Source organism: Methylobacterium sp. Leaf94 (genome assembly GCF_001426045.1).
Lineage (GTDB): Bacteria > Pseudomonadota > Alphaproteobacteria > Rhizobiales > Beijerinckiaceae > Methylobacterium.
The window spans coordinates 142,802-156,557 of record NZ_LMRM01000010.1 but is presented as its reverse complement, the minus strand read 5'-3'; the positions used below and the strand labels follow the sequence as shown (position 1 = coordinate 156,557).

Below are 13,756 nucleotides of genomic sequence, written 5' to 3'. Positions count from 1 at the left end.
TACCGACGTCAGCGTCCGACCATCACCAGACGCAGCTTGTCGGCGAGATCCTCGCGCCGGTAGGGCTTGCTGAGGAGCGGCAGGTCGACGGGAACGCCCTGCTCGCCGAGGGCCGAGCCGGTATAGCCCGAGGCGAGCAGCACCCGCAGACCGGGACGCAGGGCCCGGGCGTGGGTCGCGAGCTCGACGCCGTTCATCCCGCCGGGCATGACCACGTCGGAGAACAGGATGTCGATGCGCTCCGGTCCCTTCAGGCGTTCCAGCGCCTCGGCCGCATGGGTGGCGGTGAGGGTCCGGTAGCCGAGTTCCGACAGGCTCTCCACCGCCATCTCCAGCACGGCGGCCTCGTCCTCGACCACCAGGACGACCTCGCCCTCCGCGGCCCGACGCAGCGGCAGGAGCCCGTCCGTCCGGGCGGCTTGCACGACCGGCTCGGCCGAACGCGGCAGGTCGATGGTGAGGGTCGTGCCCTGGCCCGGCACGCTCGCGACCCGGACCTGCCCGCCGCCCTGGCGCGCGAAGCCGTAGACTTGGCTGAGACCGAGGCCGGTGCCCTTGCCCACATCCTTGGTGGTGAAGAACGGCTCGAAGGCCCGGGCGGCCGTGGCCGCATCCATGCCGAGCCCGGTATCGGTGACCGTGACGCGGACGTAATCGCCGGGGGACAGATCGGGCCAGGCCGCCCGGCGCTCCGGGGTGAGGGACAGGTTCTCGGTCCGGATCGTCAGGGTGCCGCCACTCGGCATGGCGTCGCGGGCATTCACTGCGAGGTTCAGGATGGCGCTCTCGAATTGCCCGGGATCGAGGCGGACGGGATCGAGGGCCGCGTCGAGGTCGAGGACGATGTCGACGGTCTCGCCAACCGCGCGCTGCAGCAGGCCCTGGAAGTCCTTGATGAGGTGGTTGGGATTGACGGTCTCGGGTCGCAGGACCTGCCGGCGCGAGCACGAGAGGAGCTTCTCGGTGACCTCGGCTCCGCGCCGGGCCGCCGTCATCGCCGAGGTCGCCAGCCGCTCGACCCGCTGGGCGTTGTCGGGCCGGCGCACGATCATGTCGAGGTTTCCGACGATGACCGTGAGGAGGTTGTTGAAGTCGTGGGCGACGCCTCCCGTGAGCTGACCGATCGCCTCCATCTTCTGCGCCTGGCTGAGGCGCTGCTCGGCCTCGTGCCGATCGGTGGTGTCGATGACCACGCCGGCCATGCTGGCGGGGGTTCCATCCGGGTCCCGATAGAGCCGGCCGCGCACGTCGATCCAGCGCTCGGCACCGTCCCCGGCCCGGGTGATGCGACACTGGAAACAGAGGGTGTTCTCCACCTGCGCCCGCGCCATGGCGGCTTCCGCCAGCGCCCGGTCGTCAACGACTACATGCCCCAGGAAGTCGGCGAGGCCCCAGCGCGGAAGCAGGCTGTCGTAGCCGAAGATGCGGTCGTGCCGCAGCGTGCGAACGGAGGCCCCGGTCCGGAGGTCGAGGGTCCAGTTGCCCATATCCGCAGCCTCGAGGGCGATCGCGACGTTGTCGCGGGCAATCTCGAGCTCGGCCCGCTGGCGCTCGCTCTGGACGGCGGCCGCCTTCGCGGCGCCGTAGAGGACGTCGACCTCGCGCAGGTAGACGGCCAGGACGACGATGCCGGCAGCCAGGGCCTCCAGCCGCCCGGCGAACCAGCCCACCGTACCCCGGGCGGCGCCCGGCAGGGTGATGAGGTTGTCGAAGACGAGGAGCAGCAGCGAAACCGCGAGCCAGAGCTGCAGCACGGTGCGCAGGCGCGTGCGCCAGCACAGGGTCGCAAGGGCCGCCACCGTGACGAGCACCACGGCCGGACCGACTCCCGACGTGGTCAGCAGCCGGTAGTTGTCGCCCTCGACGCTGCGGGGCAGATAGTCGACGTAGGCGACGACGATCCAGCTCAGCCCACCGGCGGCGGCTGCGACGGCCAGGGCGGTGAGGCCGCCGACGGCCCCGACCCGGGCGCGCGGCACGAGGCGCGGGCGCCGGTCGCCTTCCATGATCGCGTAGGGCAGGGCGAAGAGCGGCTGCCCCACATGCCACAGGGTCCAGAGCCAGGTCGTGGTGCCCGGCCCCGAGCCGATGATCCGTCCCGGTCCGAACAGGCCCGGGAAGCTGAGGAGTTGAACCGCGACGATGAATGTCGTGAACAGGCTGCCGGCGGCAAGAACCAGCAGCGGCACCGACCGGGTGCGCCGGTATTGCGCGAAGAAAAGGCAGGTTGTGACCGCGTAGACCGTGATCAGCGCGGCTTGGTAGCTCGGGACGAATCCCGGCATCGCGCCCATCGGCTCCGCCACGATGGGCAGGAGGGCGAGCGTCAGAAGCCCGAAGGCGGCGGCGACCGCAACCGCGAATCGCCTTTGCGAGGGGGTCGTCCCCGCATCCGCCAAGGTCGAGAGGCCTGGAGGGCCAGCGCAGTCCGGCACGATGTGGCTCCCGGCCGCGCGCCGACGGCGGATCGCCCGGCCGACAGGACCTGCTTCGGTCTAGCACCATCCTCGCCGGGGCGACATCGTTCGTCCGCCATCGGACGTTCCTGCCTCGTCCGTATGGTTCGCGCCGTTGCCGGGGAGCGACATCGGTCCTTCCCGGTCCCCATGCGACGCCCGGAACCGGATCAGGCGGGAACGCGGCGTCCATCCCAGGCAAAGACCCCGCCCGTATCCTCCGGCCCGAGTCCCTCGATGACCCGCAGCAGGTGCGCCGCGCTCGTCTCGGGGGTGAACAGACCGGGGGTGTTGGGGTCCGGTCGGAAGGGTTCGGACAGGGCCGTGGTCACGGTGCCGGGATGCAGGCCCGCTACGATCGCATCGGGATGGGTGCGGCGTGCCTCGATCGCAAGGGTGCGCAGGATCTGATTCAGGGCCGCCTTCGACGCGCGGTAGGCGTACCAGCCACCGAGACGATTGTCGGAGATCGAGCCGACCCGCGCCGACAGCGCGGCGAAGACGCTGCGCCCGGCGCGCGGCATCTGGGGCAGGAAGTGCTTGGCCGCCAGGGCCGGACCGATAGCGTTCACCGCGAAGACCGCGGCCATGGCCGCCGGATCCAGGGTCCGGATCGCCTTCTCGGGCGCGACGCCGGACCCGTGCAGGAGCCCCGCAGCGACGACGACGAGACCCACCGGACCGTGACGCCCGACGCGCTCGGCCGCGATACGGACGGACGCCTCATCGGTCAGGTCGATCGGTCCCACCGCCACGGGCCCAGCCTCGACGGTCCCCGACCGCGAGAGGGCGAAGATCGATCCGTAGGTCCCCCGCGCCACGAGGCCGGCGACGAGGGCCCGGCCGATCCCGCCGGAGGCGCCGATCACCACGGCGCTGGGCGGCGAGGCAGACATGGATGGGTTCCGTTCCCGTCACGCGAAACGGCCGCGCGATGGGGATCGCGCGGCCGTTCCGAAGGTTCCCGAGACTTACGAGCAGCCGGTCGTCGAGCCGCAGGTGTCGCACTTCAGGCAGGTGCCGTTCCGGACGAGCGTGAAGTTCGCGCATTCCGGGCAGGCTTCGCCGACGTAGCCCTTCATCTTCGCCTCGGCGCGGCGATCGGAGACCGTGCGCTCGGGCTTGATCGGGTCGGGCTTGGCGAAGGGCAAGGGATTGACCAGGGCCTCGGCCTGGCCGGCCTGGACCGGCTCGGCCTTCAAAGCCGTGGCACCGCGCAGCGCATGGACCACGCCGCCGGCGGGGGTGGTCTGGCCGGAGGTCGCCGCGCCGACACCGACGGTGCCGCCGGCCGGTCCGCCCTGGATCAGGGTGAGCCGGTCGGCCGAGCCACGCAGGAGGCCGCGGGAGACGACGCTGGAGGCGGTGGCTTCCGTCCGGCCGGGCTCGCGGGTGGTGTCTGTCTCGCCGCCGCCGATCACCGTGCCTCCGATCTCGGACGGGTTGACGTGGGCCAGATCCGCGCGGCCGAGGTAGGACACGGCGAGCTCGCGGAAGACGTAGTCGAGGAGCGAAGTCGCGTTCTTGATCGCGTCGTTGCCTTGCACGAAGCCCGCGGGTTCGAAGCGGGTGAAAGTGAAGGCCTCGACGTATTCCTCCAGCGGCACGCCGTACTGGAGCCCAAGCGAGATCGCGATGGCGAAGTTGTTCATCAGGCTGCGGAAGGTGGCGCCTTCCTTGTGCATGTCGATGAAGATCTCGCCGAGGCGACCGTCATCGTACTCGCCGGTCCGCAGGTAGACCTTGTGCCCGCCCACGACCGCCTTCTGGGTGTAGCCCTTGCGACGATGGGGCATCTTCTCGCGGGAGCGGATGCGCTCGACGCGCTCGATCACCCGCTCGACGATCTTCTCCGCGACCTGCGCGGCCTTGGCGGCGGCCGGGGCCGCGATCAGCGCCTCGACCAAGTCCTCGGCGTCGTCGTCCTCGTCGGCGATCAGGGCCGAGTTCAGGGGCTGCGAGAGCTTCGAGCCGTCGCGGTAGAGGGCGTTGGCCTTGAGGGCCAGGGTCCAGGACAGCTTGTAGGCGTTCTTGCAATCCTCGACCGTCGCGTCGTTGGGCATGTTGATGGTCTTGGAGATGGCGCCCGAGATGAAGGGCTGCGCCGCCGCCATCATGCGGATGTGGCTCTCCACCGAGAGGTAGCGCTTGCCGATGCGGCCGCACGGGTTGGCGCAATCGAACACCGCGTAGTGTTCCGGCTTGAGGAAGGGGGCACCCTCCAGGGTCATCGCACCGCAGATGTGGGTGTTGGCCGCTTCGATGTCCTTCTTCGAATAGCCCAGGAAGGGCAGGATCTCGAAGGTCGGATCGGCAAGCTTCTCGGCCGGAACCTTGAGCACGTCCTTCAGGAAGTCGTCGCCCAGGGTCCAGCGGTTGAACACGAACTTGATGTCGAAGGCCGACTTCAGGCCCGCCTCCACCGCCGCGAGCTTGTCGTCGGTGAAGCCCTTGGCGCGGAGCGACCCGGGGTTGATCGCCGGCGCCTGGCCCATCGAGCCGTGGCCGACCGCGTAGGCCTCGATCTCGGCGATCTCGGATTCCCGGTAGCCGAGGGTGCGCAGGGCATCCGGCACCGCGCGGTTGATGATCTTGAAGTAGCCGCCGCCAGCGAGCTTCTTGAACTTCACCAGGGCGAAGTCCGGCTCGATGCCGGTGGTGTCGCAATCCATCACGAGGCCGATCGTGCCGGTGGGCGCGATGACGGTCGCCTGGGCGTTGCGGTAGCCGTGCTCCTCGCCCAGCGCCAGGGCGCGGTCCCAGGCGTGCTTCGCCCGCTCGGCGATGTCGGCCTGGGGGACGTTGGCCAGATCGAGGGGCACCGGGGCGATCGAAAGGAACTCGTAGCCCTCCGCCTCGCCGTGGGCGGCGCGACGGTGGTTGCGGATCACCTTAAGCATGGCATCCGCGTTCTCCTCGTAGGCCGGGAAGGCCCCGAGTTCGCCGGCCATCTCGGCGGAGGTGGCGTAGGCCACGCCGGTCATGATCGCCGTGAGGGCGCCGGCCAGCGCACGACCCTTCTCGGAGTCGTAGGGCAGGCCCATGCTCATCAGCAGGCCGCCGATATTGGCGTAGCCCAGACCGAGGGTGCGGTAGCGGTACGAGAGCTCTGCGATCTCCTTCGAGGGGAACTGCGCCATCATCACCGAGATCTCGAGCACGACCGTCCAGAGGCGGTTAAGATGCTCGAAGGTGGCAACGTCGAAGTGGTTCGTGGCGCGGTCGTACATCGTCAGCAGGTTGGCCGAGGCCAGGTTGCAGGCGGTGTCGTCGAGAAACATGTATTCGGAGCACGGATTCGACGCCCGGATCCGGCCGCCCGCCGGGCAGGTGTGCCAGTCGTTCATCGTCGTGTTGAAGTGCAGGCCCGGATCGGCCGAGGCCCAGGCGGCCTCACCGATCTTTTCCCAAAGGTCGCGGGCCTTCACGGTCTTCGTGGTCTTGCCGGTGGTGCGGGCGGTGAGGTTCCAGTCGGCATCGGACTCGACCGCGCGCAGGAAGTCGTCGGTGAGGGAGACCGAGTTGTTGGAGTTCTGGCCGGCGACGGTGAGGTAGGCTTCCGAATCCCAGTCGGTGTCGTAGACGGGGAAGTCGATCTTGGTGAAGCCCTGGCGGGCGAACTGGATCACGCGCTTCGTGTAGGAATCCGGTACCGCGTCCTTGCGGGCGGCCTTGACGGCCTTCTTCAGGACGGGATTGCGCTCGGGGTCGAAGCAGGCATCGCCCTCGGCCTCGCACTGGGTGCAGGCCTTCATCACCGCGCTCAGGTGCTTGGAGACGATCTTGGAGCCTGTGACGAGGGCAGCGACCTTCTGCTCCTCCTTCACCTTCCAGTCGATGTACTGCTCGATATCCGGATGGTCGATGTCGACGATGACCATCTTGGCCGCGCGCCGGGTGGTGCCACCCGACTTGATCGCGCCCGCGGCCCGGTCGCCGATCTTGAGGAAGGACATCAGGCCGGAGGACTTGCCGCCGCCGCCGAGCTTCTCGTTCTCGCCGCGCAGCAGCGAGAAGTTCGAGCCGGTGCCCGAGCCGTACTTGAACAGGCGCGCCTCGCGGACCCAGAGGTCCATGATGCCGCCCTCGTTGACGAGGTCGTCCTGCACGCCCTGGATGAAGCAGGCATGCGGCTGCGGGTGCTCGTAGGACGAGGCGGACTTCGTCAGTTCACCGGTGCGGTAATCGACGTAGTAGTGCCCCTGCGCCGGGCCATCGATGCCGTAGGCCCAGTGGAGGCCGGTATTGAACCATTGCGGCGAGTTCGGCGCCACCATCTGGCGGGCGAGCATGAAGCGCAGCTCGTCGAGGAAGGCCGAGGCGTCCGCCTCGGACGTGAAATAGCCGCCCTTCCAGCCCCAGTAGGTCCAGCAGCCGGCGAGACGGTCGAAGACCTGCGTCGACGAGATCTCGGAGACGTAGCGCTCGGCCTCGGGCAGCTGGGCCAGCGCGACAAGATCCGGCTCCGAACGCCACAGGAACGACGGCACGTCGTTCTCCTCGACCTTCTTCAGGGCCGCCGGTACGCCGGCCTTGCGGAAGTACTTCTGTGCGAGGACGTCGCTGGCCACCTGGGACCAGCTCTCCGGCACCTCGATCCCGTCGAGGCGGAAGACCGTGGAACCGTCCGGGTTGCGGATCTCGCTCAGGGTCTTGCGAAAGGGAATCGTCGCGTAAGGGGATTGTCCGGCCGTGGTATGGCGCCGTTCGAACCGCATGGAACCTGTCTCCCGAGCCGCCTGAAGAAGTGCGACGCCGTGTCGAAGAATGATGAAGCCAAGCGTCCGCGAACGCCGCGAAGCGCCGGAATGGGTAACGAAAATTCGGTGATCCGCCGGTGACGCGACAGCCTCGGCGACGATCCGAAGGTATGCCAGCCCGGGGCCTCACGTCAATAACTAGTGTGCCGGCTGCCTGTTCCGGGCTACATGTAGTGGGTGGCGTCTTATTCCTGTGGATATCGCGACCCGATCCGTAAGTGCCCTTTTCGCTTGATGGATTCGGAGGCGAAAAATTTTCCACCCACAGGTGGTGCCACCCTCGCCGGTGGTGCCCGCAGGGTTAACGGCGCCGGGTGTGAGATTTCCGCCGCATCGGGCTCAGTCCCTTCGCCTCGCGGGCGCCGACGCGAGACTGGACTTCACGCATGCGCCTCACCATAGTCCGCGCCGGAACACGATGGCGGGGCGCAGGTGCCCCATTCAGGCGAACGCGATGGCTCTCAAGGACACGCTCCTGCGGATCTTCACCTGGTGGAACGGGCAGACGATGTCGCTCGCGCTCTACACGGCGCGCAGCGGGCAGCGCGTCGGCGCGGACGATCTCGGCAACGTCTACTACCGGGCACAGGGGCCGCTGATCGACCGTTCCGTCGGCACCGAGCGGCGCTGGGTGGTCTATAACGGATATGCCGACGCCTCGAAGGTGCCCCCGGGCTGGCGCGCCTGGCTCTGTCACAACGGCGACGTACCCCCGAGCGAACAGGATTACACGCCGCGGGCCTGGCAGAAGCCCTACGTGGAGAACCTGACCGGCACCAGCGGCGCCTACCGCCCGCGCGGCTCGCAGTTGAATGTCGGCCAGCGCCCGGCCGCCACCGGCGACTACGTGCCCTGGAGCCCGGGCAACTGAGGGCAGGCCCTCCGGTCAGGGGCCGGCCCTTTTTCCACCAATCTTCGCGCGCTTAAGAAGACCTCGCATCGTCGCGCCCGCCCGGAGCGCCAGCGAGGAGGGTCGTCCGTGAGCCGCAGCACAGCAGGATCGTCTCGCTCCGTGGTCAAGCGCCTCCTCCTCGCGTCGGTCGCGATCGGCCTCTCCGGCCTCCCGGCCGCCGCCGACAAGATCAAGAACCCCACCGCGGTGTTCTCGGGCCTCGACAAGATCACCGGGCGCATCGTTTCCTTCGAAGTGGCGGTGGACGAGACCGTGCAGTTCGGCGCCCTGCAGCTGACGCCGCGGGTCTGCTACAGCCGCCCGCCGACCGAGAGTCCGAAGACCACGGGCTTCCTCGAGGTCGATGAGGTTACCCTCGACAACAAGTATCGCCGCATCTTCACCGGCTGGATGTTCGCGTCGAGCCCCGGCCTGCACGCCATCGAGCATCCGATCTACGATGTCTGGCTCGTCGATTGTAAGGGCGGCTCCGAGGTGATCGCCGAGGCGCGCGAGCAGGAAGATGTGCCCGCCATGGCCTCGAAGCCGGAGAAGACCCGGCGTCCGAAGAGCGGCCAGGACGCCACCCGGACCGCCCAGCAGGTGAATCCGAACGGCCAAGTGGATGTGGAAGCGCCGCGCGGGGTGCCGGTTCAGCCCAGGCAGAAGCCCTCGCGCAAGTTCTTCCCGTCGAACGAGGGGCCGGCCCCGGCGCCGCCGCCGCAGCAGCCGCAGTCGCTGTTCGACGCCCTGTTCCGTTAGGATGCGCCGACGCGCGTCAGCCGAGGGCTAACGCGTCCAAAACCTGTTGCCCGCGCACCGATCCGTCCCCTGGCCAGACGGTCCAGTCTGCCCGCTGGTCGATCGCCTCGGCCAAGCGCCGCTTGTAGATGTGGCGCGGGAGTTCCTCCGCGCCGAACTGCATCAAGTGATCGGTCACGAACTGCGTGTCGGCGAGGCGGTAGCCGCCCGCGCGCAGACGGGCCACGAGATGCACCAGGGCGACCTTCGAGGCGTCGCGGACGGTGTGGAACATGCTCTCCCCGAAGAAGGCGGCTCCGAGGGAGACGCCGTAGAGGCCGCCGACCCGCTGGCCGTCGAGGAACACCTCCACCGTGTGGGCATGCCCGGCCTCGAAAAGGGCACCGTAGAGCTCGCGGATCCGGCCATTGATCCAGGTTCGCTGGGCATCACCTCGCGGCGCGGCGCAGCCGGCGATGACCGCATCGAAATCCTGATCGGTTCGGACCTCGAACACGTCCGACCGCACGGTTCGCGCGAGACGCTTGGCGACATGGAAGGCGTCGAGGGGCAGGACGCCGCGCGCCCGTGGTTCAACCCAGTAGATGGCCGGATCGTCGGCATCCTCCGCCATGGGAAAGATGCCGGCCGCATACGCCTTCAACAGGATCTCGGGCGTGATCTCGACGCGGTCGCCATCATACATGAGCGGAGTTTGAAGCGGTGCCACGTGGAAGGCCAGAGGGAGGCGCGCCGCACGGGGTGCCCGATTCACGAAAAAGGGCGGAACCTCCCGGTTCCGCCCTCGCATGCCAGACGGCGGGGATGCTCAGAAGTTCGGGCCGCCCGAGGTGGTGCCAAGATTCGGCACGATCCGATTCGGCTGTTCGGCGTTCCCGCCCTTCGCGGAATCCTCGAAGATCGCCTCGCGGTTGGTGGTGTAGGGCGTCTCGACCACCGAACCGGTCACGTCCATGTCGACGCGGCCATCGGCGTTGCGGTAGGCGCCGTAGGCCGACGGATTGTCGATCGGGCCACGGGTGGTGTTGCCGGCCTGCGGAACGGCCCGCTCGGGCTGGCCGACATTGCCGGACGGAGACTGCGCCAGGGCGGCAGAGGCGATCAGGGAGGCGACGAAGAAGGTCAGGCTGAAGGTGCGCATCGGAATCTTTCGGGAAGTCGGTCGTTAGGAATTCGGTCTCCGGCGGAGCAGGTCGCTTCGGGGCTCGAAAGGCCCGCTCCGGCTCCGCCTGACTGATCTGGTGGAGGAAGTCGTGACGGATCAAAGCGTTCCGGCACTTCCTTCGCTGGCAATCGGTCGCAGGCGACGGGCCTGGAAAGTGTTGAGATCATTCCCAAGGAACGAGCGAACGTCGTCGCAACGGCTCAGATTGGGCCCATCCGCGAACGGAGCTCAGCGTGAAAGAGATGATCCGGATCAGCTTGAATCTCGTTCACGCGCAATTTGGTTGTGCGTGAACGCACATGGGTGGTCGATGACTCGCCAGGGGACCGGACCGGCAGGAAAAAGCCGGCCCGTTTCGGGGCCGGCTCGGGATCGAACAATCAGGGCAGACCCGCCGCGACGGGTTGTCCGATCAGCGGGCGGGGCCGCCGGACGTCGTACCTGTGTTCGGTACGCCGCGGTTGGTGTCGTTGGCATTGCCGCCCTTGGCCGAATCGACCGCGCCCGCGCCGGCGCTCATGCCGCGTTCGCCGGCCGGGGCCGTCGCTGCGCCCGGGACCGGCGCCATGTCGCGGGTCGAGGGGTTGTCGATCGGTCCGCGGGTGGTTCCACCAGCCTGCGGTACCGCCCGCTCGGGCTGGCCGACATTGCCGGAGGGCGATTGGGCGAGGGCGGGACCGGCGAGAAGGAGGCCGGCGAGAAGCGGGATGGTCAGGCGCACGCGGTGGGTATTCCTTGAAGGGCGGCCCGGCGGCAAGTCCCGCGATCGAGCCTGGGCAGATGCTGGAGAACGAATCTGCGCCGGCGCTGTTCCCCCCGGCTTACGGCGCCGACGGTTCGTCGAGGCCGCCATCGGCCAGGAACCCCTCGAGCCAATGGATGTCGTACTCTCCGTTCTGGACATCCGCATTGCGCACCAGGGTCCGGAACAGCGGCAGGGTGGTGTCGACACCGTCGACCACGAACTCGTCGAGGGCGCGGCGCAGGCGCATGAGGCACTCGTTGCGCGTGCGTCCGTGCACGATCAGCTTGCCGATCAGCGAGTCGTAGTTCGGCGGAATGCGATAGCCCTGGAACACGGCCGAATCCACGCGCACGCCGAGCCCGCCGGGCGGATGGAAATAGGTGATGAGCCCCGGCGAGGGACGGAAGGTCGCCGGATGCTCGGCATTGATGCGGCACTCGATGGCGTGCCCCTCGACCTTGATCTCGTCCTGCGTCATCGACAGAGGCAGACCGGCGGCGACGCGGATCTGCTCGTTCACCAAGTCGATGCCGGTGATCATCTCGGTGACGGGATGCTCGACCTGAATGCGGGTGTTCATCTCGATGAAGTAGAACTTTCCGTCCTCGTAGAGGAACTCCACCGTCCCGGCGCCGAGATATTGCAGGTCCTGCATCGCGCGGGCGCAGATGCCGCCGATCTCGGCGCGCATGTCGGCGTTGAGAGCCGGCGAGCCGCCTTCCTCCCAGACCTTCTGGTGCCGGCGCTGCAGGGAGCAGTCACGCTCGGCGAGGTGAACCGCGTTGCCGCGCCCGTCGCCAAGCACCTGAACCTCGATGTGTCGCGGCTTCTCCAGGTATTTCTCCAGGTAGACCGCATCGTCGCCGAAGGCCGCCTTGGCCTCGGTGCGGGCCATGCCGAGAGCCTGCTCCAAGTCGGCCTCGGACCTCGCGACCTTCATACCGCGGCCACCGCCGCCGGAAGCCGCCTTGACCAGGACCGGATAGCCGATCTCGGCGGCGATCCGCTTGGCTTCCTCGGGATCCTCCACGCCGCCCTCGGAGCCGGGCACGCAAGGGATTCCCAGGCGCTTGGCGGTCCGCTTGGCCTCGATCTTGTCGCCCATGATGCGGATGTGCTCCGCCTTGGGGCCGATGAAGCCGATGTTGTGGTGGGCCAGCACCTCGGCGAAGCGCGCATTCTCGGAGAGGAAGCCGTAGCCCGGGTGGACGGCGTCGGCCCCGGTGATCTCGCAAGCCGCGATGATCGAGGGAATGTTCAAGTAGCTGTCGCGGGCCGCCGGCGGCCCGATGCAGACGCTCTCGTCGGCGAGGCGCACATGCATCGCATCCGCGTCGGCGGTGGAGTGGACCGCCACGGTGGCGATCCCGAGTTCCTTAGCCGCACGCAGGATGCGCAGGGCGATCTCGCCCCGGTTGGCAATCAGGATCTTGTCGAACATGGGTGCGGCCCTGCTCACTCGATGACGAGGAGGGGTTCGCCGAACTCGACGGGCTGGCCGTCCTCGACGAAGACGGCGGTGACGGTGCCGGCGCGGGGCGCAACGATCTCGTTGAAGGTCTTCATCGCCTCGATGAGCAGGAGCTTGTCGCCCGCCTCGACCTTCGAGCCGACATCGACGAACAGCTTCGCCTCGGGCGAGGGCCGGCGATAGGCGGTACCCACCATGGGGGAGGGGACCGAGCCGGGATGGCCGGCACCGGCCTTGCGGTCGAGGCCGCCCCCGGGACCGGGGACCGGAAGCGGCGCGGCGACGGCGGCCATCGCGGGCACCGGGGCCGGCGCGGGAGCCGCGACCTGCACCTGAACCGCCTCGATGCGGCGGGCGACGCGGATGCGCAGATCCCCCTTCTCGACCTCGATCTCGCTGAGATCGGTCTCGTTGATGAGCTTGGCGAGCTCGCGGACGAGCTCCGGATCGAAGGGGTCGTTCTTGGACATCGGCTCCTTGGGCATCGGCTCGGTCGTCTTCAGGTCAGGCGGAGGGTGCGGCTAGGGTCGCTGGCGGATGCCATGGCCGGGCGGAACATGCCCGGCAGCGACGACTCGGGTCTGAACGTCGAGGGCTCAGCAGCTGGCGTGGCCGCACTGGCGCACATCGCTGATGGTCTTGCGGATCGGCTCGAGGCCGACCGCGCCGGGAATGATCTCGTCGCCGATGACGAAGGCGGGCGTGCCCGACAGGCCGAGCTTGTCGCCGAGGCCGACATTCTCGGACAGGGCGGCCTTCACCTCGGGGCCCTGTGCGTCCTTCATCAGGCGGGTGACGTCGAGGCCCATCTCCTTCGCCACGGCCACGGCGCGCTCGCCGTTCACCCGACCCTTCGATTCCAGGAGCTTGGTATGGAATTCGAAGATCTTGTCGCCCTTGAGCTGCTGCTTGGCCGCGAGCGCGATCTTGCTGGCCTCCAGGGATTCGGCGCCGAGCACGGGGAAGTCCTTCAGGACGACGCGCAGCTTCGGGTCCCCCTTGATCAGGGCCTGGATGTCCGAGAGCGCCTTGCGGCAATACCCGCAATTGTAGTCGAAGAACTCGACCAGCGTGACGTCACCCGTGGGATTGCCCGCCACGACGCCGTGGGGCGAGTTGACCAGAGCCTCGCGGGATTCCTTCAGGGCCGCCGACTGGGCCAGCTTCTGGGTCTCCTGCTGCCGGCGCTCGCCCTCGGCGATCGCCTCCTGCAGAACCTCGGGGTTCTTGACGAGGTAATCCTTGATGATCCCCTCGATCGCCTGGCGCTGCGCATCCGTGAAGGCGGCGGCCGGGGCGGGCGGGCTCGGAGTGGTCTGAGCCACCGCGGCGCCGAGGGCGCCGGCCAGGATCGTGGCGGAGAGCAGGGAGCGGAAGAGGGGCATACGTCCTCGCGGGGCGGGACCGGTCAGACGTAGGCCGGCCATCGGGGGTCGTGTCGTCGATGCGACATGCGGTTAGCGGCCGGGTTAGGCGTTTTCGCGGCGGGCGGTCAATCACCGAAT

At 68.4% G+C, this 13,756-nt stretch carries 11 protein-coding genes; 2 read left to right on the top strand and 9 right to left on the bottom strand.

Going from position 1 to position 13,756, the window contains the following annotated elements; all coding sequences use genetic code 11:
- Positions 1-8: 8 nt before the first annotated feature.
- The 3 genes from ASG63_RS07935 to ASG63_RS07925 all read right to left on the bottom strand — a co-directional run bounded on the left by ASG63_RS07935 (position 9) and on the right by ASG63_RS07925 (position 7,174).
- The gene (locus ASG63_RS07935) at positions 9-2,435 is read right to left on the bottom strand and encodes an MASE4 domain-containing protein (protein WP_056213955.1); all 2,427 of its coding nucleotides are present in this window, start codon (positions 2,433-2,435) and stop codon (positions 9-11) included.
- Between the two features lie 191 nt (positions 2,436-2,626).
- Positions 2,627-3,352: an SDR family NAD(P)-dependent oxidoreductase gene (locus tag ASG63_RS07930; RefSeq protein ID WP_056213952.1), complete on the bottom strand. Its 726-nt coding sequence runs from the start codon at positions 3,350-3,352 to the stop codon at positions 2,627-2,629.
- Between the two features lie 75 nt (positions 3,353-3,427).
- Positions 3,428-7,174 carry a vitamin B12-dependent ribonucleotide reductase gene (locus ASG63_RS07925; protein ID WP_056213949.1) on the bottom strand — a complete coding sequence of 1,249 codons (3,747 nt, stop codon included), beginning with the start codon at positions 7,172-7,174 and terminating at the stop codon, positions 3,428-3,430.
- A 496-nt stretch (positions 7,175-7,670) separates the two neighbouring features.
- On the opposite strand from ASG63_RS07925, the gene ASG63_RS07920 reads away from it, so the two are divergent.
- Together ASG63_RS07920 and ASG63_RS07915 are read left to right on the top strand one after the other, a co-directional pair.
- Positions 7,671-8,087: an NADH:ubiquinone oxidoreductase subunit NDUFA12 gene (locus tag ASG63_RS07920; protein WP_056213944.1), complete on the top strand. Its 417-nt coding sequence runs from the start codon at positions 7,671-7,673 to the stop codon at positions 8,085-8,087.
- Between the two features lie 141 nt (positions 8,088-8,228).
- Complete coding sequence (locus tag ASG63_RS07915; RefSeq protein WP_244476408.1) at positions 8,229-8,870, top strand: DUF2155 domain-containing protein; 642 nt, start codon at positions 8,229-8,231, stop codon at positions 8,868-8,870.
- Between the two features lie 16 nt (positions 8,871-8,886).
- Here ASG63_RS07915 and aat read toward each other — a convergent pair whose 3' ends face one another.
- From aat to ASG63_RS07885, 6 genes are all read right to left on the bottom strand, one after another.
- A complete protein-coding gene (aat, locus tag ASG63_RS07910; RefSeq protein WP_056213937.1) occupies positions 8,887-9,555 on the bottom strand; it encodes a leucyl/phenylalanyl-tRNA--protein transferase in 669 nt (222 codons plus the stop codon).
- Between the two features lie 123 nt (positions 9,556-9,678).
- Positions 9,679-10,011 carry a hypothetical protein gene (locus ASG63_RS07905; RefSeq protein WP_056213933.1) on the bottom strand — a complete coding sequence of 111 codons (333 nt, stop codon included), beginning with the start codon at positions 10,009-10,011 and terminating at the stop codon, positions 9,679-9,681.
- A gap of 436 nt (positions 10,012-10,447) precedes the next feature.
- Entirely contained in the window at positions 10,448-10,756 is a 309-nt protein-coding gene (locus ASG63_RS07900) for a hypothetical protein (protein ID WP_056213929.1), read from the bottom strand.
- Between the two features lie 100 nt (positions 10,757-10,856).
- Positions 10,857-12,221 carry an acetyl-CoA carboxylase biotin carboxylase subunit gene (gene accC / locus ASG63_RS07895; RefSeq protein ID WP_056213926.1) on the bottom strand — a complete coding sequence of 455 codons (1,365 nt, stop codon included), beginning with the start codon at positions 12,219-12,221 and terminating at the stop codon, positions 10,857-10,859.
- Positions 12,222-12,235: 14 nt separating this feature from the next.
- Positions 12,236-12,721 (bottom strand): acetyl-CoA carboxylase biotin carboxyl carrier protein, encoded by a 486-nt coding sequence (accB, locus tag ASG63_RS07890; RefSeq protein ID WP_056214026.1) that lies wholly within the window; start codon positions 12,719-12,721, stop codon positions 12,236-12,238.
- Positions 12,722-12,847: 126 nt separating this feature from the next.
- Positions 12,848-13,636, bottom strand: coding sequence for a DsbA family protein (locus ASG63_RS07885; RefSeq protein ID WP_056213923.1), 789 nt, complete (start codon positions 13,634-13,636; stop codon positions 12,848-12,850).
- Positions 13,637-13,756 lie beyond the last annotated feature (120 nt).

Coding starts and splice junctions, on each gene's coding strand:
- ASG63_RS07930 (WP_056213952.1), bottom strand. CDS start 3,352: ATGTCTGCCTCGCCGCCCAGCGCCGTGGTGATCGGCGCCTCCGGCGGG.
- ASG63_RS07925 (WP_056213949.1), bottom strand. CDS start 7,174: ATGCGGTTCGAACGGCGCCATACCACGGCCGGACAATCCCCTTACGCG.
- ASG63_RS07920 (WP_056213944.1), top strand. CDS start 7,671: ATGGCTCTCAAGGACACGCTCCTGCGGATCTTCACCTGGTGGAACGGG.
- aat (WP_056213937.1), bottom strand. CDS start 9,555: ATGTATGATGGCGACCGCGTCGAGATCACGCCCGAGATCCTGTTGAAG.
- ASG63_RS07905 (WP_056213933.1), bottom strand. CDS start 10,011: ATGCGCACCTTCAGCCTGACCTTCTTCGTCGCCTCCCTGATCGCCTCT.
- accC (WP_056213926.1), bottom strand. CDS start 12,221: ATGTTCGACAAGATCCTGATTGCCAACCGGGGCGAGATCGCCCTGCGC.
- accB (WP_056214026.1), bottom strand. CDS start 12,721: ATGTCCAAGAACGACCCCTTCGATCCGGAGCTCGTCCGCGAGCTCGCC.
- ASG63_RS07885 (WP_056213923.1), bottom strand. CDS start 13,636: ATGCCCCTCTTCCGCTCCCTGCTCTCCGCCACGATCCTGGCCGGCGCC.